This window comes from Paenibacillus rigui (assembly GCF_002234615.1).
Classification (GTDB): domain Bacteria; phylum Bacillota; class Bacilli; order Paenibacillales; family NBRC-103111; genus Paenibacillus_S; species Paenibacillus_S rigui.
This window is the reverse complement of the sequence record NZ_NMQW01000046.1, coordinates 16,677-36,694: the sequence shown is the minus strand read 5'-3', so window position 1 is coordinate 36,694 and position 20,018 is coordinate 16,677. Positions and strand designations below refer to the sequence as shown.

General features: G+C 53.1%; 16 protein-coding genes. All 16 read right to left on the bottom strand.

Features of this window, described 5'->3' with window-relative positions; translation table 11 throughout:
• On the bottom strand, positions 1-1,083 hold the full coding sequence (wecB, locus tag CF651_RS25515) for a non-hydrolyzing UDP-N-acetylglucosamine 2-epimerase (RefSeq protein ID WP_094017699.1): 1,083 nt from the start codon (positions 1,081-1,083) through the stop codon (positions 1-3).
• A gap of 60 nt (positions 1,084-1,143) precedes the next feature.
• Positions 1,144-2,937 carry a glycosyltransferase gene (locus CF651_RS25510; RefSeq protein WP_094017698.1) on the bottom strand — a complete coding sequence of 598 codons (1,794 nt, stop codon included), beginning with the start codon at positions 2,935-2,937 and terminating at the stop codon, positions 1,144-1,146.
• Between the two features lie 439 nt (positions 2,938-3,376).
• Positions 3,377-3,670 carry a hypothetical protein gene (locus tag CF651_RS25505; protein ID WP_094017697.1) on the bottom strand — a complete coding sequence of 98 codons (294 nt, stop codon included), beginning with the start codon at positions 3,668-3,670 and terminating at the stop codon, positions 3,377-3,379.
• A gap of 28 nt (positions 3,671-3,698) precedes the next feature.
• Positions 3,699-4,829: a CgeB family protein gene (locus tag CF651_RS25500; protein ID WP_094017696.1), complete on the bottom strand. Its 1,131-nt coding sequence runs from the start codon at positions 4,827-4,829 to the stop codon at positions 3,699-3,701.
• A gap of 22 nt (positions 4,830-4,851) precedes the next feature.
• Positions 4,852-5,970, bottom strand: a complete 1,119-nt coding sequence (locus CF651_RS25495; protein WP_094017695.1) for a CgeB family protein — start codon at positions 5,968-5,970, stop codon at positions 4,852-4,854.
• Between the two features lie 63 nt (positions 5,971-6,033).
• Positions 6,034-6,495: a dTDP-4-dehydrorhamnose 3,5-epimerase family protein gene (locus tag CF651_RS25490; RefSeq protein ID WP_094017694.1), complete on the bottom strand. Its 462-nt coding sequence runs from the start codon at positions 6,493-6,495 to the stop codon at positions 6,034-6,036.
• Positions 6,482-7,372, bottom strand: coding sequence for a dTDP-4-dehydrorhamnose reductase (rfbD, locus tag CF651_RS25485; protein ID WP_094017693.1), 891 nt, complete (start codon positions 7,370-7,372; stop codon positions 6,482-6,484). The genes CF651_RS25490 and rfbD overlap by 14 nt, the downstream gene beginning before the upstream one ends.
• Positions 7,369-8,391, bottom strand: a complete 1,023-nt coding sequence (rfbB, locus tag CF651_RS25480; RefSeq protein ID WP_094017692.1) for a dTDP-glucose 4,6-dehydratase — start codon at positions 8,389-8,391, stop codon at positions 7,369-7,371. Before rfbB ends, rfbD begins: the two co-directional genes overlap by 4 nt.
• A complete protein-coding gene (locus tag CF651_RS25475) occupies positions 8,388-9,110 on the bottom strand; it encodes a sugar phosphate nucleotidyltransferase (RefSeq protein ID WP_094017691.1) in 723 nt (240 codons plus the stop codon). The genes rfbB and CF651_RS25475 overlap by 4 nt, the downstream gene beginning before the upstream one ends.
• Positions 9,111-9,497: 387 nt before the next feature.
• Positions 9,498-11,825 (bottom strand): alpha-xylosidase, encoded by a 2,328-nt coding sequence (gene yicI, locus CF651_RS25470; RefSeq protein WP_094017690.1) that lies wholly within the window; start codon positions 11,823-11,825, stop codon positions 9,498-9,500.
• Positions 11,826-11,846: 21 nt separating this feature from the next.
• Positions 11,847-12,731: a carbohydrate ABC transporter permease gene (locus CF651_RS25465; protein ID WP_094017689.1), complete on the bottom strand. Its 885-nt coding sequence runs from the start codon at positions 12,729-12,731 to the stop codon at positions 11,847-11,849.
• Positions 12,732-12,773: 42 nt separating this feature from the next.
• Positions 12,774-13,664 carry an ABC transporter permease gene (locus CF651_RS25460; protein ID WP_094017688.1) on the bottom strand — a complete coding sequence of 297 codons (891 nt, stop codon included), beginning with the start codon at positions 13,662-13,664 and terminating at the stop codon, positions 12,774-12,776.
• 75 nt (positions 13,665-13,739) lie between these two features.
• A complete protein-coding gene (locus tag CF651_RS25455; protein WP_094017687.1) occupies positions 13,740-15,437 on the bottom strand; it encodes an extracellular solute-binding protein in 1,698 nt (565 codons plus the stop codon).
• A gap of 166 nt (positions 15,438-15,603) precedes the next feature.
• Positions 15,604-17,058, bottom strand: coding sequence for a response regulator (locus CF651_RS25450; protein WP_094017686.1), 1,455 nt, complete (start codon positions 17,056-17,058; stop codon positions 15,604-15,606).
• Positions 17,059-17,061: 3 nt separating this feature from the next.
• Positions 17,062-18,783 (bottom strand): sensor histidine kinase, encoded by a 1,722-nt coding sequence (locus CF651_RS25445; protein WP_245856152.1) that lies wholly within the window; start codon positions 18,781-18,783, stop codon positions 17,062-17,064.
• Between the two features lie 49 nt (positions 18,784-18,832).
• Positions 18,833-19,969 carry a putative bifunctional diguanylate cyclase/phosphodiesterase gene (locus tag CF651_RS25440; RefSeq protein ID WP_245856156.1) on the bottom strand — a complete coding sequence of 379 codons (1,137 nt, stop codon included), beginning with the start codon at positions 19,967-19,969 and terminating at the stop codon, positions 18,833-18,835.
• Between the last annotated feature and the right edge of the window lie 49 nt (positions 19,970-20,018).

Genomic DNA, 20,018 nt, shown 5'->3' with positions numbered 1-20,018 from the left:
TCATTTCCCTCCCAGTACAAATTTAAGAACCCTTCCGGAAACGTCCCGGTCCAAATACCCTTCCGGGCACGACCAATCCCGGGGCAGCTGGCTCATCAGCTTGACGGCCGACACGATGCGGTCGGATTCCAGACCGGTGACCACATTGCTTCCGCAGTCCACCGTTTCCGGGCGTTCCGTGCTGTTGCGGACCGTCACCGTCGGCACATGAAACAGGCAGCATTCCTCCTGCACCGTGCCGCTGTCCGTGATGACGCACAGAGCGTGCTTCTCAAGCAGCACAAAATCAAAAAATCCGAAAGGCTCATAAAACTCCACGAGAGGGTGCATCCCCATTCCCGGATTTTGCGTTATTCTCGACCGCGTACGCGGATGAATACTGCACAGCACCCGAAGCCCGGACCAAGCTGCCACCTCATTTAACGCATGCAGAATCGCTTGCAAATGGAGCGGATTGTCTACATTTTCCGCACGATGCGTCGTCACGAGGAAGTAGCGCCCCGTCTCCACGCCCAACGTTTGCATAATCCGGCTTGCTTCGATCCTTTCCCGGTAATGCTCCAGCACCTCATAGATCGGGTTGCCGGAGACCACGATTTTATGGCTCGGGATGCCTTCACGCAGCAGGTTCTGCTTGCTCTGCGGCGTATACGGCATATTCGTCGAGGAAATCGCGTCGATGACCCGCCGGTTTTTCTCCTCAGGCACCTCGAGATCGAAGCATCGGTTGCCCGCCTCCATATGGATGACGGGAATCCCCATCCGTTCAGCCAGTATCGCACACAACGCGCTATTCGTATCGCCGAGCAGCAGCACCTTGTCTGGCATCTCCCGCAGCAGAATCGTTTCGACCTCCTTGAACATGGTGGAAAGCTGATTCCCCAGCGTATGGCTCGTATGGTGCAGCATATAGTCAGGAGCCCGTAATTTCATTTCATGAAAAAAAATATCGCTCAGCGCAGGCGTAAAATTTTGACCCGTATGCACGATCACGTGCCGTTCCGCCAGTTCATCCAGCTTCGACATAATGAGACTCAGCCGTATAATTTCGGGACGTGTCCCGAGGATTGTCACGATTTTCAACACATGTCACCTCATTTAATAGAACGGTTCCGCCTGCTCCGCTGCTTGTTCTTTCTATTTCTAAGCGGCTGCCCGCTTCCTTTTTCCAGCCTTCGGACGCCGCTTCGACGAGCGTCCAGTCAGCTTTCGGCTTCCCCTCTTGCTCCTTCTCACTCGCTTTGGCTTACCTGCCTTTCGCAGGGTGCCCCGTCCTCCGGTCAACCGCCGCTTTCTCTTGCGGCCTCGTTTTGCCGGACTATTGTCATGAGCCAGCTCCTCCAATGGTTCCCCGACCCCGAGCTTTACCAGCTCATCGTCCGGAATCGTCACTATGGATTCGGGACGGAAGCCTCGCTGCCGAATGCTTCGCATTGAAACGAACGGAAACCTCCGGTCGGCTGTCAGCAAATACACAGTGGGTCCTCTACCCTTCGCCAGCATGACGGAAGGTCGATGCCGGTGGAACGGTGCCTCCATCGAAACCACAGCAGAGGTCGGAAATCGGTGAAGCACCGCGTCGGTTACCGGATGAATGTCACTCCAGCGGTACTTGAAGAAACGGAACGCCTCCGGCGACGCGAAGGGACGCTTGACTCCATTTTCGATTAAAAAGACGGCAGCTGCCGCCTCGCTTTTGTACAGCGCATTCGTCAACAGCGGAGGCAAAGGACTGCTGTTAGGCTCCGTGGCAGCCGATGAGCTTTTCGTCTGGAACAGGCTGACGAGGCGCAGCAATCGCTTGCGGTACGCCTCTATGCCAAAGGCGGCATCCGCCTCCCGGCGACTGGCCTCCTGCTCCGTTTCCGTCATCGGAGCTTCGAGCTTTTCCAGCATCTTCAAGGTCAGCGCATCGGCGTTGCCCTTTTCCACTAATCCGGATGCATGACCGGTGGTACGCAATATTTCATCGAGACCTCCTGCACGGTAAGCAATGACGCTTTTCCCGAACACAAGCCCCTCCAGCGCTGTCATGCCAAAGCCTTCCTCAATCAGGCTTGGAATGACCACATAATCCATAGCAGGATAGAGCCTCTCTATTCTCGGCTCGAAAGCCAGACGATGGAATCGGCTTGCATAACCGGACTGACTGATCCGGGTCTCGCAGCGCTCTACGTACTGTTTTTGGGTCGTGTTCCCCACGATCAGAAAGTGAACGTCCGGTGTGCCGGGGCAAAGCTTCAAGGCCATATGCAGGAAATGCTCGAGCCCCTTCTCCGGATGAAGGCTGGACGAAATGTAACCGACCACCCTTTGCTCAGGGGTCAGCCCCAGCTCCGATCGCCGAAGCAGCCGATAATACGGCCACATGTCGGGCTGCAGCTCTTCCATTTGCCAGGTTGGCGGGAGCAAATACAGCTTGCCTTCCAGTCCAACTTTACGGAACGGCTGGAGGGTAGATTCGGAAATCCCGATAATCCAGTCGGCATGCTGATCGATCCAGCGGACACTGAAGGCCCGGTCGGCCTGCTCCGCAATCTTTTCCGTAATACACCAGGCCACCGGGATACTTAATACCTTCGCGGCGGCAGCCGGTATCGGGTTGACAACCGTGTTCACAATCACCAGATCAGGCTGGTGCATATGAAGTAAATTAAGGATAGCTCCGTGCTCGTTGCGGCGTAATTTGCCCTCGAGCTCCTGCGGGCTGCTCATTTCCGGATTGAACAGGCTCCACACCAAAGGAATGGGATGAACCACCGTCTGGATCCCTTGCTGCTTGGCTTCCTGCAGCAGCACCCCCTCATCCGGAACGACAAGGATGCAATCAAAATGCCGGCTCAGCTCACCCGTCAGCCTTAACAAATATTTCTCTGCGCCCGTAATAAAGCTGCTGCCGCAAATGTGGGAGAACAGCATGACTTTGGCTCTGCCCATCGTATGGCCCACATCCCTTCAGTGGAGTTGTACCCAGGAGTTAACAACGGTTCACGCTGTGCTTTTATACCGTAATCATTTACACATGATGCGGCTGTATGAGACAAAGCAGCAGTATACTTCGTTTTGGACTGTCTAGGTATTACAATATATTAGGTGGACAACTGCATCGGCACGACACATATCCCCTGCCATTCGTACAAATTTCCTGATTGTACATGCTACGGGGCTGCACCATCACCAAGAGCATTCCTCTTGGCAAGAACGGCATGCCAAAGAACCGAGAGAAACCCCTTCCCTCGGCAGCGAACGGCAAATAGCCGTTTGTGATGTTCCGAATGCTCGGCAGCTGCGTTCACCGCTGCCAGCTGCATGGCCTGAACCCGTCCGGTCTTGTCAGGCAGCTTGCCGAAGCCTTCTTGGGGGCGGGCGACCCCGGTTATCCCGGAAGGCTAAGTCCCTCTTCCATCCCTCTGTTAAAGCCGGCGGCAAAGCCTTCGTTATAGGCCCGATCGAATGCGGTGTTGTACGCACTTCTATAGCTGGGTACCAGTCTTCCCTTGTGCCGGACGGTTCTAGCAATACGTCGGACCGTAGAAGTCCGTTGTTTACGGACAGGCTTGGCTGCCGGTTTACGGCTCGGTTTACGACGTTGGGCCGTCTTCCCCTTCAAAGCGGGTTTGCTGGATACAGCGGGCCGCTTTGCCATCCTTTTTACTCCAGGTCGTTTCATGCGAATGCCTCCTCTCGTGTAAGTTGGCTTAGCCAAACACCAGTCTCAGCATTTGGGAAAGCCTGTGGGCATAGGTATGCTCCCCGAAGGTGCGCCTTAGTGCGTTCAACGCGATCGCTCTGCGTTCTTCCTCATGATGCAAATAATAATCCAGCTTGTGCACCAGTTCCTCTGCCGAGGCATAGGTCACGATCTCCACATCCGGCGTGTAAAAGCGTAAAAGGTCACTTCGCACATCCGTCAGCTGGAGGGTGCCGCACCCTGCAATTTCAAATGTACGCGGATTGGGAGATACCGCCTGAATCCCCTGACTGTTATTGTTGAAATTTTTATCATCATGGGCACGATGCATATTAATCACAATCCTGCTGCCATTGTAAAAGCTTGACGTTTCTTCGGCGCCCATCCATTTGTTTAACTGAATCCGGGAGGATAACAGCTTATACTGGCGGAGGCGGTCCCACCAAATGCCGGATATATACGTATTCCTCGCTGCCAAATACGGCGCAATGCGATCGAAAACAGCGATCCGGTTCCAATATCCCGATCCGATAAAGCTGATTTCCTTGCGATATTGAATAGGAATCATTTTGGGACGAAACACGGAAGCATTGGCCCCGAATGGCAAATAGTGGGTCTGACCGACGCCAGCCCGCTGATAAAAAGCCACACATTCCAGCTCCAGTGTAAATACATAGTTGTAGTGGGTGACCATGTTGACAGTGATATCCGTATAATACGGGTCATCTGTAAGCCAAATCGCCGTACGGATCCCCTCCGCCCGCACCTTGTCGATCTCCTCCACGGATACATTCAGTCCGTCCAGCACGAGAACGTAATCAGGACGCAGCTTACGTGCTGCGCTTGTGAAATCCTGCATCGGCGTCAGGATAACAAGCTCGCGTACCAATCCCTTTAACGCCTCAATAATGGATTGATCGAGCGGTGAATACGGGAAGCCTTTTCCTGAGGTAATATAGAGCACGCGAATATTCCACCAGCCAAGAGGCGCAGGATTCATCTGCCGGATGACCGCCTCGCAGCGGCCAAAGTGGTAGCCGTAGCCATTCCCGAGCTGATAGCCCCGGTCCCAGCCTTTCCGCCAGGCCGCTGTCGATTGTATCGCAGGCGCTTGAGCGCGCGAAGCTTTTCTAGCCATGCCAGGACCCTCCTTCTTCATGTCATTGGTTTACGCCCGATGCCTTTGCTATTCCAAGCAGCTCCAGCAGCTCGCCGATCCGCGATAAGAATGTGTGCTGCGCAAGCGTGCGCCTGAGGCCGTTATAAGCGATTTCCCTGCGCTCCTCTTCGTGCGTTAAGTAATAATCCAGCTTTGCCATGAGCTCCTGAGGCGATTGGTACACCGCCACTTCGTTATGAGGCTTATATAAAGCAGGCAAATCGGCCCTCATATCGGATAACTGCATCGCCCCGCAGGCCATAATTTCATAAGTTCTCGGATTTGTAGACTGGGCCGGTATGGCCCGGCTGTTGCGATTATCGATTTCGTTGGAGAAACCGCGATGCAGGTTGATGACGATTTTGGCTCCGCTATAGTATTTGACGCTTTCCTCAATAGGGACCCAGCCTTCGCGAATGTGGGGACGCAGCAGCTTGTAATGCGCCAGTCGATCCCATAGGCCACCGGCCAAAACCACTCTCTTACCTGCCAAATATCGCGCCAAGCGATCGAAGACGGCAATCCGATTCCAGAAGCCCATTCCGATAAAGCAGATGTCGGACCGGTACATCGGCTCCACTTGCCGGGGACGAAACAGCTCCGTGTCCACTGCGAGCGGCAGGTAGCCTACCTCCCTGCACCCAAGCCCCCTGTACAATGAAACGCAGCTTTGCTCATGGGTTATGACCACATCATAATGCGGTGCGATCACCGCTGTATCGTCCGTAAAGTAAGGATCGTCCGCAAACCAGATCACCGTCCGGATACCCAGCTGGCGTATACGGTCGATCTGTTGAAGGTGGTCGGCTGGAAATACATGCAGCCCGTTCATAACCAGCACGATATCAGGTCTCGTCTGCTTCGCCAGCTCCAGCATCTGCCGGGGCGTTCCGACGATCAGCTCCTTCACCAGTCGCTGAAGCGCCTGTACAATCCCGTGATCGATAGCATGAAACCCTTGCGGAATATACAATATCTTTACCGGGGCGCATGGAGGAGCGGCCGGCTTATACCTGAGGCGTATCGCCTCGCAGCGGCCCAGATGGTATCCGTGTGCCCAGCCCAGCGTTCCGCCTGCGGCTTCCCCCATGCGTTGTCCGGCCATTCTCGTTTGCCGCATCGGCTCCCCTCCTCATCGTTAGCGCGCAGCCATCTTATGCCTTGTATTTATAGCGTCACGAAATTATTTAAACTTTGTCGTCCAGTCGAAGCCAATGGAAGGATCGTTGTATGCAATCCGGTACTCATCAGGCTGCGCCGGATCATACGCCATATTCGTAAAATAGACGATGGTGGCCGGTTCGTTCCCAAGCACCCTGTACCCGTGGGCGACACCACGTGGAATAAACAGCAGGTACGGATTCCCCGCGTTCATGTAATATACATCGGTTTGGCCGAACGTACCGGAATCCTCCCGCATGTCATGGAGCACGACCTGTGCATGCCCACTCGGGAAATACCAGATGTCATCCTGCAGCTTGTGATAATGAAATGCCTTGATGACACCGGGAAAGGACATCGACAGCGATGCCTGGCCGAAGCGGCCGAAGATCGCGTCATCCTCCCTCAGCAGCTCCATAAAATACCCTCGATCATCGCAATGCTTGATCAAGCTTTTTTGCTGAACTCCGTTAATTTTGCCCATTGCCGCTTCCCTCCCCTTGTTGATTTCCGGGTAAATCCTCCTCCAGAAACATGCGCAGCGCCTCCTGCCAAGGCGGGAGCGGCTCCAATCCGTTCTCGCGAATCGCCTTGGCATCAAAAACCGAATATTCCGGCCTGCGTGCCGGTGTCGGGAATTGATCGGAGCTGACAGGCTGCAGCTTGATGTGGGACTTCCCGGCAAGACGCAAAATTTCCCGGGCAAATTCCAGACGCGAGCAAGCTCCCCGGTTCGCCGCATGGTAAATTCCGTAATGCTCCGTCGCAATTAATTGATGGATGAACCGTGCCAAATCATACGTGTACGTAGGGGAGCCAAACTGATCATGAATCATCTTCAGCTCCTCTTTTTGCTCGGCCCAGGACAGCACTTTGGTCACAAAATTAGTCCCGTGCTTCCCGTACAGCCAAGAGGTACGGACAATATAGTAACGTTCGCAGGTGATTTGAACGAATTTCTCGCCGTGCAGCTTGGAATTTCCGTAAATACTGATCGGATTCGTCCGATCCGACTCGGTATAGGGGATTCGCTTCGTCCCGTCAAACACATAATCCGTACTGATATAAACGAGCTTCGCTCCTGTTTGCGCTGCTGCCAGCGCCACATTCCGGGTACCGAAGGAATTGACCATATACGCTTCCTCCATATGGCTTTCGGCCAGGTCCACCTGCGTATAAGCGGCGGCATGAATGATGACCTCCGGCCGGATGGCGGCTATCGCCTTGAATACGGCGTTCTCGTCGGTCACGTCCAGCTCCTGGCGGGACATGGCTGACACCCTGTGCTCCCCTGATGAACCAAGTACACGGATCAGATCGTGCCCGAGCTGCCCGCCTGCTCCGGTAATGACAATGTTCACGGGCGCTCGCCCCCATTTCGCCCTTCTGCCGGAACGGCAGCCCGTTTCAGCCACCACTTTGTATGGGCGGCATACCAATCCAGCGTACGCTTCAGCCCTTGGTCCAGCATACATTGAGGCTGCCATCCCAGCTCACGCCGCAGCTTGGAAGCATCGATCGCATACCTGCGGTCGTGCCCCGGACGATCCGTCACATAACGGATGGAGGATTCCGGCTTGCCGAGCTCCGCCAACAGCTGCTTGACGATATCGAGATTCGTCCTCTCATTCCCGCCCCCAACGTTGTAGACCTGCCCCGGATTGCCGTTATTGAGGACACAATCGATCGCTGAGCAATGATCCTCTACATACAGCCAATCACGCACATGCAGCCCGTCACCGTATACGGGAACAGGCTGGTCTTGCAGCGCCCGCGTAATAATCGTCGGAATCAGCTTTTCAGGATATTGATATGGTCCGTAATTGTTCGAGCAGCGCGTGATGACCACAGGCAGCCCGTACGTTTCATAATAAGCCCGCGCGATCAGGTCCGAGCCTGCTTTACTGGCAGAGTAAGGACTGTTCGGCGAGAGCTGCGTCGCTTCGGTGAATAGCCCGGCCTCTCCTAAGGTCCCGTATACTTCATCCGTCGATACATGAACAAACTTGGTTAGATTCCCCTGCCTGCGTGCCTCCTCCAGCAAGCACTGCGTCCCCAGCACATTCGTTCTTACAAATGCATCCGGCTGCAAAATACTCCGGTCCACATGCGATTCCGCCGCAAAATGAACGACATGGGAAACAGCCTCTTCTGTAAAAATACGGCGAACCGTCTCGGTGTCCGTGATATTGCCATGAACAAACCTGTAATTCGGGAGGTGCTCGACCTCCGCTAGGTTCTCCGGATTCCCGGCATACGTCAGCCCATCCAGATTAATCACGCGGTCCTGCGGATAACGGCTCAGCCAATACAAGACGAAGTTGCTTCCGATAAAACCGGCGCCTCCGGTGACGAGCAAGGTTCTCCTTGCCGTATTCATAGCTCCTCACGCTCCTGCAGCCGGGTACCGGCTTCGAATAAGGAGCTGTGCGTTCCGGCATCCGTCCACCAGCCGTCGAGTAAGGTCCATGTCAGCTTCCCCTGCTCCGCATACGCATTGTTGACGTCGGTAATTTCCAGCTCTCCCCGGTTGGACGGGTTCTGCTTGCGGATATAATCAAACACCGCAGTATCATATAAATAAATGCCGGTAACGGCATATTGGGAAGGGGGCTGCTCCGGCTTTTCCACAATTTTCGTAATGTGACTCCCTTGAAGAACAGGTACCCCATAGCGCTGAGGGTCCGCTACCTTTTTCAGGAAGACATGCGCTCCTCCGGACTGCTTCCCGAACCGTGACACGGCTTCCTTCAATGAATTTTCAAATAAATTGTCCCCAAGCAGCACAACGAGCCTTTCGTCAGGATAGACGAAGGATTCCGCTAACGCCAAAGCCTGGGCAATCCCCCCGGCTTCTTCTTGAATTTTATAGGTGACCTCGAGTCCCCATTGCCGTCCATTACCGATGTAATCAATATATAATCCCGCCGATTGCTTCCCTAGAACAAGCAGCAGTTCTTTCACCCCGGCCTCGGCCATTTTTGCGATAGCATAATGGATCATGGGATACTTTCCCACCGGCAGCAAATGCTTATTGACGATGTCCGTCAAAGGGCGTAATCTCGTCCCCGTCCCACCAGCCAATATGACGCCTTTCATGGTAATTCCCCTTTCCGTGCGAAATTTCGGCTTGCTGTTCAAATGCCTGCTGCTATGATATGCGTTTGCCGATGCCCGCAAATGGACGAATACCATGATGCTTGGAAAATTGGCTGATGACCCGTGTGGAGCAGTAACGAATTGAAAAGGGCTGGACTTCCGCTTTGCCTTGATGTGAAGACCGCTGCGGATCGTGGAGGGGAGGAGGGGGATGGTTCTGGCAGCTGACCGCACTCAAGCAGCCCGCCCGTTCCATGCAGACGAAAAAAACGCCTCTAAATCCACTTGGTACTGTGAATTTAGAAGCGTTGCTGAACACGTTGCTATCATCTGTTGCCTTTTCTGCCGGGTCTGCCGGGCTCACTCACAGCAGCCTGCCGCCCAGCCTTAAGCCTTCAGCTGCACCACAAACCGCTCTGTTCCCGGAGCGGGGCTAACCATGATGCCCGCAGGATCAGCATGCCATGCCGCTCCTTGGACCGACTCCAGCTCGTGGATGCCCCGCAGCTGCAGCTGCCATGGCTTGCCGCTGCCGCCTGCCGCCACTTCGATGGAGGAGCCGCTGCGCACGGCCGTCACTTCAAGCTCGAGCTCTAGCGATGGACTGTATACGGCTGTGGAAGCCGCAGCTCCGTCCTGCAGCTCGAACAGCTGCAGCACGGCTCCATCGGCATAATCGTAATCCGGCCGCGTCTCGTCCTTGCCGACAGCGATCAGGCTGCCGGGCTTCACAAGCAGGGGCAGGCTGAAATAATGATGCTGCTCCCGCACCCAGCGTCCTCCCTCCAGCGTCTCGCCGGTCAAGAAATGGGTCCAGCGTCCTGCCGGTATGTAATACGTGACCTCGCCATCCTCGCGGAAGATCGGAGCGACAAGCAGCGAATCCCCAAGCATATACTGGCGGTCCAGCGAATCGCAAGCCGGATCCTCGTTGAATTCAAGCACCATCGCCCTCATCATCGGCAGCCCCTGTACTGAAGCCTCATGAGCTGTGTTAAACAAATAAGGCATCAGACGGCACTTGAGCTTCGTGTAAAACCGCAGCACGTCCACCGCTTCCTCGTCGAACAGCCACGGTACCCTGTAAGACGAATTACCGTGCAGGCGGCTGTGGGAGGACAGCAAGCCGAACGCAACCCAGCGCTTGTATACGTCAGGCGTAGCCGTCCGCTCGAAGCCGCTGATGTCGTGGCTCCAGAAGCCGAAGCCGGACAAACCGAGCGAAAGGCCGCCACGAAGCGTTTCGGCCATGGATTCGTATGTCGAGGAGCAGTCGCCGCCCCAATGAACAGGGAACTGCTGCCCTCCGGCTGTAGCCGAGCGGGCGAACAGCATCGCCTCTCCCTGGCCGCATGTCTCCTCCAGCACCTCAAACACCGCTTTATTATATAATTGCGTATAATAATTGTGCATTTTAATAGAATCGGAGCCGTCATAATAGACGACATCGGTAGGGATCCGCTCGCCGAAATCCGTCTTGAAGCTATCGACGCCCATGTCGATCAATCGCTTCAGCTTCCCTTTGAACCAGGTCACCGCAGCCGGATTCGTGAAATCAACCAAACCCATGCCGGCCTGCCACAGGTCCCACTGCCATACGCTTCCTTCCTTATCCTTTACCAAGTACCCGTCCTGGGCACCTTCCTTGAACAGGTACGATTTCTGGGCGATGTACGGATTGATCCATACGCAGATCCGCAAGCCTTTGTCCTTAAGCCTCCGAAGCATCCCTTCAGGATCGGGGAATACTTTGCTGTCCCATTCAAAATTGCACCACTCATACTCCTTCATCCAGAAGCAGTCAAAGTGAAACACGTGCAGAGGGATATCCCGCTCCTTCATCCCGTCGATGAAATGATTGACCGTCGCTTCATCATAATCGGTTGTGAACGAAGTGGTCAGCCACAGCCCGAACGACCAGGCCGGCGGCAGCGCAGGCTTGCCGGTTAATGCCGTATAATTGGCCAGCACCTCTTTGGGTGTTGTGCCGCCGACGATGAAATAATCCAGCGCCTCCCCCGGAACGCTGAACTGCACCTTGGAGACGACCTCCGACGCAATTTCATACGATACCTTCTCAGGGTGATTGACGAATACGCCGTACCCGCGGTTCGACATATAAAAAGGAACATTCTTGTACGCTTGCTCGCTGGAGGTGCCTCCGTCTTCATTCCAAATATCTACCGACTGGCCGTTTTTCACAAAAGGAGTGAACCGCTCTCCCAGCCCATAGACATACTCGCCCACACCCAGGTCCAGCTGCTCGCGGACAAACGGCTTTTTATCCGCATCCCGGATATACGCCGGACCTTTGCTGTTCGTTCCGGTGAGCCTCCGCCCGTCGTAGAAGAACTCCGTTTTCCAGCCTTCCTGCTTATGAATGACTACGCAGGTTTTGCCGCTCTGCAAAGTCACAGTCTGCTCGTTGTCCTCTATGCTGAGCTGTCCGTGAGTCTGCTCGTTCAGCTCAAAGGCCGGACCCTGGCTTGCCTTCCCCTCATGATGGACCCATTGCACCCGGATCACATCCGGAAGCGGCGAGCTGAACTGCGCCTTAAGCAAAGCCCCGTTCAACGTATCGCCCTTGCGCGTAATTTTGCGGGTCGCCGCATAGACCGTGACCTTACCCGATTCGATCTCGATATCTCTGACGTCCTGTGGATTTTGAAGCTGAACCCCTTCTCTGACCATCCAATAGCCATCTGTAAACTTCATAAACGGAAAGCCTCCCCTGTTCTATTCTTTTACCGAGCCAAGCGTTATACCGTGAATAAAAAACCGCTGCAAAAACGGATATACGATCAAGACCGGAATCATCGCAATAAAAATTTTGGCGGCATTCAACGTCTGGTTCGACAGCTCACTCATCTTCTTGATCTGTTCGCTGTCCATTGTATTCGCATCAATGATGACGACCAGCTGCTGAATGTACGTTTGCAGCGGATAATTTTCCGCCTTGGACATGAGCACAAGCCCGTTGAAAAACTCGTTCCAGTGGTAGACGATACTGAACAGGGTCACCGTCGCCAGTACAGGAACCGCCAGCGGAATGAACACCTTGACCAGCATGTACCATGGGCCCGCTCCATCCACCAGAGCCGCCTCCTCCAGCTCCTTCGGCAGGTTGCGGAAAAAGTTAACGACCAGAATTACGTTGAATACCGGTACGCTGTGTCCCAGCACAAGCGCCCAGATGCTGTTGATCAAGCCCAGTGATTTGACTGTCTGATACCACGGGATCAACCCTCCGTTGAACAGCATCGTGAACACGAGAATCCACATGAAAATATTCCGTGCCGGAAAGCTTTTCGTGTTCTTGGACAGCGGATAAGCCATCAGCACGGTCACCACAAAGTTAAGGCTGGCTCCCAGTATGACCCGTTTGACCGAAATGCCGAACGAGTTGAAAAACTTGCTGTCCCCCATAATTTCCTGATACGAATTGAAATTAAACCCGACCGGCCACAATCGGACCAGCCCCGCGGAAGCCGCCGAATTTTCGCTGAGCGACACCGCAAGCGTATACCAAATCGGGAGCACGCATAAGAGCGAGATGCCGACGAGCAGCACAACCAACAGCACATCGAATGCTTTGGAGCCTAATGTTGTTTCCCTGACCATGTTCATGCTCCTTTCTTCAGACCATAAAAGCCGACCTTTATATTAAAAAATACGATAATTAGCAAATTTAGAGGCTAGAAAATAAGAGGTTGTAATCAGGATGAAGCTGATGACCGATTTCAGCAGGCCGGTAGCCGTAGCCAAGCCATACTGTAAATCCACTAGCCCCGTCCGATATACCCACGTATCAATAATGTCTCCGCTGGAGTAGACGAGGGGATTGTACAGGTTGAAGATTTGATCGAAGCCCGCGTTCAATACGTTGCCCAAGCTGAGTACAGCAAGCAGCACGACGGTAGCGGAGATGCCCGGAAGCGTCACGTTCCGCAACCGCTGCAGCCGTGTAGCCCCATCCATTGCGGCCGCTTCATACAAGGAAGGGTTAATTCCCGTCAGAGCCGCCAGAAAAATAATCGTGTTGAAGCCGAATTCCTTCCAAACGTCGCTCCCAACAATAATGAAGGGAAACAAATCCGCTCTTGCAAAAAACAATATCGGATCGATTCCAAACACCGATAAGCTTTGATTAACAGGCCCTTTAAACGAAAAGACATCCAACAAAATACCTGCCAAAATAACCCAGGATAAGAAATGAGGCAAATACACAATCGTTTGAATCCATCTTTTGAGCACCATCATTCTCAGCTCATTCAGCATTAAAGCAAATACGAGCGGCACGATCAGGTTCGCAACAATTTTCATGACGGCGATAAAGATCGTATTGAAAAAAATTGTTTTACTGTCGTTCAGCGTAAACATATATTTGAAATTGTCCAGTCCGACCCATTCGGAATGAAGCATGCCCGTGCCGGGATTGTAATCCTGGAAGGCTATGACGAAGCCGAACATGGGCACGATACTGAACAAGGTTAACCAGATCATCCCCGGCAGAAGCATGATATAATAATGTTTAATAAATCCTGTCGTTTTCACGCTTCACTCACTCCCTGTCTCCTGAATTAGCTCAGAAGGCGCCAGACTTGCGCCCGACGCCCCGTGAGCTTCTTTTTATTTCGAGCCTTCTTCAACTTCCGCCGTAATCTGGTCTCCGCCCTGCTTCTTCCAATCCTGTACGAACTGGTCAAACGTATCGATAGGCGCAGCGCCCATGATGATTTTCAGGAACGTTTCCTTCTCCATTTTATCGAGGGTTGCCCATTTGCCCTCCATCGTTTTCGTTTGAGAATATGTGAGGCTGTATGTCTTCTTGAACGGCTGCTGCAGCGGTGCCATACCTACGAAGGTGGAGTACATTCTTTTCCATACCCCCATATCGGCGGTTGGATTCCAGTACTGGACATCCACCTTGTCATAAGGCTCCAGCTTCACTTTTTTCACGTTTTGCGCGTCCGCCTTCAACAGCTTATATCCCGGCAGATCCAGCTCCTCCGGCTTTTTCGTCCCTGCCAGCACTTCCTTCAGCATCTTATAGGTGACGTCCATTTCGTCCATCGGCGCGTAGACCAGGCGAAGCGGATAATTATCCAGCGATACTTTGACGTCGAGCTTGGATTCGTCTCTTAAGAGCAGGTTCAATATTTTGAAGACCGCTTCCGGATGCTCATAGCCTTTTCTCACGACAACAAATCGATTGGAAGGCGTCCCCATATGCGGCGTGAACTCACCCTTCGCATCCAACGGCACGGCATACGCCTGCCAGTTCGCCTTCGGATCGTTCTTGATTGCATCTCCGAGAGGACCGTAGCCGCCCCACCACATACCGAACCAGATCCCCGATTTACCGCTTTTGATTAGCTCGGAAGCATCCTTGCGGACGCCCATCTCTTTATCGATGAGCCCTTTCGCATACAGCTCGCTCAGCTTAGCCAGCGCCTGCTTCGTTTCCGGTTGAATGGAGCCGTAGATCGCTTTGCCGTCTGCGCCCTTCACCCAGAAGCCGGGATAGGAGTGAAATGCGGAAAAGATCGGATCGAAGCCGTAGTTATTATTGTTCGGCGTTATGAAATTCGCATTGATCAGCCCGCCCAGCTGAGGCCCGGTGATCCCGATCGTATCCGCTTTGCCGTTGCCATCCGGATCCTTCTCGACGAAAGCCTTGGCGACTTTCTCCAAGTCGTCGAGCGTTTTGGGAACCTCGAGGCCCAGCTTATCCAGCCAGTCCTTGCGGATCCACATCATATGCACCATATCCGCTTCGGCGGTAACGTTCGGGATCGCCATCATTTTGCCGTTAAAGGTGACGGCTTTCATCGCCTGTCCCTTGGTCGTATCGATGATGCTCTTCATCGTCGGCGAGGCAAATTTGTTGTAAACCTCCGTCAAATCCGCAATCTGTCCGGCCTTAACCATTTGTCTGAGCTGGGTATCGTTCACGATCATCGTGTCCGGCAAATCATTGCTTGCGATCGACAGGTTCACCTTTTGGTCGTAATCCTTGCCCTTGGCCGCCTGCCAAGTCATTTTGGAATCGATATTCAGATTCTCTTTAACGTATTTCGTATATTGATTGCTTTCCGGTGTATCTCCGGTAGGCAGCGTTTTATCGGTAGGATCGACCTCTTTGCCAATATTCACCGTCAGCGGCTTGTCATATTTGCCGAACGGATCAGCGCTTGCCGCATTACCGGCCTCTTGCTTCGGCGCAGCCGGTTTCGCTTCCTCCTTGGCCGTATTGGAGCATGCTGTGATAACAACCAACATTGCTGCAAGTGCTATCTGTATGCCTGCCTTGGTTTTTCTGCGCATGAATTCCCCTTCTTTCGTTATCTTTTTATTGTTGTTGCCACACTTATAGACTAACATAAAAAAACCGCTTTCAAGGATAGAAAGCAGTTACGAGTATAGGGGGAATAATGACCGGAGCTGCCCGGGGCTCTGCAGCTTGAACCTGAGCCGGCTAACAATTGTCCCCCTACTTGGAAGACAACGGTCTACCTTCCCGGTTGGCTGTGCGAAACTCGCTTGGCAGCATGCCGGTCAGCTCACGAAACGTCCGGCTAAAATATTTCTCGTCGGAATAGCCAGTATTCTCCGCTATCCATATAATGGTTTTATTCGTATGCAGCAAATACTGCTTCGCTTTATCCACGCGGGCCTGCCGCAAATAATCGTTGAATGTTTTGCCTGCAATATCTTTAAAGCATTGGCTGAAATAGCTGCGGCTCATCGAGACTCTCTTGGCCAAGTCGGCTGCGGTAAGCTGCTGGTCCAACGCTTCATGAATCATCGTCAACGCCTTCATGATGGAATGAATGACCTCCTGGGAATAGGAGGTTTTATCCATTTGCCCCCGAATCATGTCTCGTACCGATTCATACCAGGCTGCCGTCTGAAACCAATAATGAAACGAAGCCGGCAGCCTCATCTCACTTACATGATGGAACACGCGGTTCCAATCATCGAATAGGGAGTACACGAGCCCGAACAATTTGGCCTGGGGCAGCCGAAGCCGCTTCAGCTTCTCCAGCAGCGAAACGAATTGCTCCTCTTGATGAATCCAGTCATAGGAAAGCCACTGCGCCTTCCAATCCGCCAGCCCTTCCTCTGACGCTGCGGGTTTCGGTTCCGCATCCCGGTTTAACGACAACCGGATCAGCTCGTGACGGGGAGCGTACTCGTAAAACAGCTCCTTCTCCCTGTATTCTCTTAATGCGCGATGCACGTCCTTAGGCTGCATGCCACTGAGCCCTTCCAGCTCCACAAGGGCCCAGCCCTCCAGCTGTGCTGCCTGCTGCCGCTTGAAAGCCTCCAACGGAAATTCGCTTACTCCCTCGTTCGAAGCAACCCACAGCCACAAGTTCAGATCGACCTCCACGATAGGACCCGACGCATCCGACCATTTGCCGAGCCAGCTGCCGTCCAGCTCGCTGTCCAAGGTAACAAAAGCATACCCTCGATCCGCGGTATAACCTCCTTGCTCCTGCACAGCATCGCCCGGCTCAATGCCATCGGCATGCGTCTGCACCCCGGATCCCTGCTGGCGATGATCCTGCTGGATCCGGTGAATAATGCGTTCGAGCACCTCTTCGAAACGCTCCTTCTCCAGCTGCACCTTCGCAATATAATCGATCGCTCCTAACCGAAGCGCCTCCTGCACATATTCAAAATCCTGATGCAGCGTCAGCACGACCATATGAATGTGAGGGTAGCTTTTACGCACCACCCGCATCAGCTCGATACCCGACATGACCGGCATGGCGAGATCGGTAAGCAGCAGGTCCACTGCATTCGACTGCAGAAAGTCCAGCGCCTTCTCCCCGTTATTGGCCTCCCCGACAACCTCCATCCCGAAATCGCTCCAGGGCATCGCGGAAATCAGCCCTTTGCGGACCAGCTTATCGTCATCAACTACAAGAACTTTGATCATACGTTATATTTCCTCCCTGATGGGCAGGTTTAAGAAGACGGTGGTCCCTTGCCCCATCACACTGTCAATGCGAAGCTCCGCATCGTTGCCATAGTGGGTCTCGATCATTCTTTTCACATAATTCATCCCGATCCCCATGCCCACCTTGCGGGATTCTACCTTCTGGCTATTGAGCAGGCTTTGAATCGTTTCCTCGGACATGCCGGTTCCGTTATCACGGATCGATATTTCAATGCAGCTCTGCAATCTGGCAACATTCACCCGAATGAAGCCTTCATCGTTTAACCCGTGGTAAAGGGCATTCTCTACAAGCGGCTGCAGCAAAAACCGGGGAATCGGCATCTTCAGCACCGCCTCCTCCACCTCAATTTTCACATCGAACTGAAAATCATACCGGATTTGCTGCAAAGTCAAATACTGCTGAAGCGCGTCAATTTCCTCCTCCATCGTTGCGATTTCGCCAAGCTTGCCCAGATTGTAATACAGCAGCTTATTCAGCGACAGAATGAGCCGGTCTATTTCACTTTGACCGTTCATCACAGCAAGCCAGTGCACCGTATCGAGCGTGTTCATCAAAAAATGCGGATTAATCTGATAGCGCAGCTTCTCTACCTCCAAGTCGACTCTGCGCTTCTCCTTCTGCTCCACTTCGGCGAACAAATCCCAGATTTGCTCTTTCATTTCTCTGAATTGATGGAGCAAATAATCAAACTCAGGGATTTTGGTCCGCACCAGCCCCGGCTGAGCATTGCTTTGGGCGAGCAGCTTGATTTCTTTATTGAAATTGTTCAACGGCCGGTACACCATTTTCCATAATAGCCACGCCAGCAGCAGGCTGATCGCTACGAACAGCAGGGCAATGAGCAGGATCTGGACGAACCAGCGGTTCATTTCTTTATTGTAATCCACCTTCGGGATAATGGAAATGACGCTCCAGCCCTGGTTGCTTGTCTCTTTAAACCACAAATAGCCATGAAGACTGCCCGACTTCTCCCCTCCCGCAAAGGAGGAAAAGAGCGAATCCCGCGGAAACGCATCCGTCACTTCGCTGTAGGCGATACGGCCGTCATTATCCAGAATAAGGTGGGATACGGTACCTCCAAACTGATTGTTGTTCAAAATATTTTGCGTCAGGCGGAAACCGCTTTCAATATAAACATATACATCATCCCGCTCCGGCAGGTCCACCTTTCTCAAGGCCGACAGCACATACTGGTTATCGAACCGGTTGTTGCTGATATGCGGCCCGTAATACGAAATGCCGTAATATTGCGCCAGCAGAGGCATCGTATCCAGTGAAAAATTACTTTTGACGCCGGAATTTTCAAATATATAGCTTCCGTCCTGTTTAAAATAATACATCGTCAGTCCAATGGACGGGTTCGTAAACGTAACGAGACTCAGCTCATTTTTCAGCTCATCGGCAATATAGGACCTCTCGAACGGCTGGTTTGCACCCAGCAGCTGATCCAGCTTTTTCCCGACTGTCCCCTGAAAAGCCAGCTGCTGTGACACATGGTTCAGATTGCTGATCGTATTCTCCAGAGAAAGCTCCACCTGCTTCAAATTGCTTTGGATGCCGCTTTGAATTTTGTTGGTCAGCAGCGAATAAATCGTATAATAAGAAATCAGCCCGATACTGATAAAAGGAATCAGCGAGCTGAATAAGAATATAATGAAGATTCTTTTTTTCAGTGTCAAATAATCATAAAGAAACGCCCGCATGATTTCCCCCCTTTACAAATTGTACGGCCGGAGAGTCGCCCGCACCATATCAAGTGACCGGGTTAAACTGCTCCTGCCTATACCTTTGCATGTAACTCCATAATACCTCACGATCCATCGGTTTGCCCAGCAGGTAGCCCTGCACACAATCGCAGCACATGCGACGGAGGCATTCAAGCTGCGCTTCCGTCTCGATGCCTTCGGCCAATACGTCAATGCCTACGCTGCGCGCAAGCAAAATAATCGATTCGACCAAGGCCTTCTCCTTGGAGGAATGAAGCATATCCTCGACGAAGGAACGGTCTATTTTCACCAAATGAATGGGCAGCCTTCTCAAATAGCTGAGCGAGGAGTACCCCGTTCCAAAATCGTCCAATGCGATCCGGACTCGCTGTGTATGCAGAAGGTTCAACGCGTGAAGCGCGGTTTCCCAGGAGTCGATCAGCTTGCTCTCCGTTATTTCCAGTTCCAGCTGCTCCGGGGAATGCCCCGTCTCCTTCAAGATGCTCAGAACATGTTCTGCAAAAAAAGGAGCCTGCAGCTGCACCGCCGAAATGTTGACGCACATCACAAACGGCTCAACCCCCGCCTCCTGAAGGAGACGGTTCGTTGTACAGGCTTCGCGCAAAACCCACTCGCCTATCGGCACGATCAGCCCCGTTTGTTCGGCAATCGGAATAAAAGCATCCGGCGGAATAAAGCCCAGCTTGGGATGATGCCAGCGAAGCAGCGCCTCGAAGCCCCTGATATGCCGGGATTCCGTCGAGAACTGAGGCTGGTAATGCAGCATCAGCTCGCCCCGGTCCAACGCTCCTCTCAGCTCTTGCGCCAAGCGGTCGGAGCAAGAGAAGTCGTCACCTGTGTCCAATACCGCTTCTGTATCCGGTGACGGCCCCGAAGGGCCTTTTTTCCATGACCCTGCCGTCGTGTGAAGCCATGGGTATATAAGTAAACATCCCAGAACGGTGCAGACGCCTGCCTGAAGCAGGGTCTGCATGTCGGGCTCTTGCTGAATAAACAACCATCCGAGTACGATGAGCAGCAGCGTTATGCCATAAATCGCCGCAGTGCCCATCCGTCTCCAAAGTATGGGCCAATGCGGTGTATGAACAGACAACCGGTTCACCGCAAAGACAGATACAATGAGCAGTGACGTATGATTGGCAAGCTGAACGATGACTTTCACAACCTCCAAAGCAAAATCCTCCCTCATCATGAACTTTGAAAAGAGCCCT

Coding starts and splice junctions, on each gene's coding strand:
- CF651_RS25510 (WP_094017698.1), bottom strand. CDS start 2,937: ATGGGCAGAGCCAAAGTCATGCTGTTCTCCCACATTTGCGGCAGCAGC.
- CF651_RS25505 (WP_094017697.1), bottom strand. CDS start 3,670: ATGAAACGACCTGGAGTAAAAAGGATGGCAAAGCGGCCCGCTGTATCC.
- CF651_RS25500 (WP_094017696.1), bottom strand. CDS start 4,829: ATGGCTAGAAAAGCTTCGCGCGCTCAAGCGCCTGCGATACAATCGACA.
- CF651_RS25495 (WP_094017695.1), bottom strand. CDS start 5,970: ATGCGGCAAACGAGAATGGCCGGACAACGCATGGGGGAAGCCGCAGGC.
- CF651_RS25490 (WP_094017694.1), bottom strand. CDS start 6,495: ATGGGCAAAATTAACGGAGTTCAGCAAAAAAGCTTGATCAAGCATTGC.
- rfbB (WP_094017692.1), bottom strand. CDS start 8,391: ATGAATACGGCAAGGAGAACCTTGCTCGTCACCGGAGGCGCCGGTTTT.
- CF651_RS25475 (WP_094017691.1), bottom strand. CDS start 9,110: ATGAAAGGCGTCATATTGGCTGGTGGGACGGGGACGAGATTACGCCCT.
- yicI (WP_094017690.1), bottom strand. CDS start 11,825: ATGAAGTTTACAGATGGCTATTGGATGGTCAGAGAAGGGGTTCAGCTT.
- CF651_RS25465 (WP_094017689.1), bottom strand. CDS start 12,731: ATGGTCAGGGAAACAACATTAGGCTCCAAAGCATTCGATGTGCTGTTG.
- CF651_RS25455 (WP_094017687.1), bottom strand. CDS start 15,437: ATGCGCAGAAAAACCAAGGCAGGCATACAGATAGCACTTGCAGCAATG.
- CF651_RS25450 (WP_094017686.1), bottom strand. CDS start 17,058: ATGATCAAAGTTCTTGTAGTTGATGACGATAAGCTGGTCCGCAAAGGG.
- CF651_RS25445 (WP_245856152.1), bottom strand. CDS start 18,783: ATGCGGGCGTTTCTTTATGATTATTTGACACTGAAAAAAAGAATCTTC.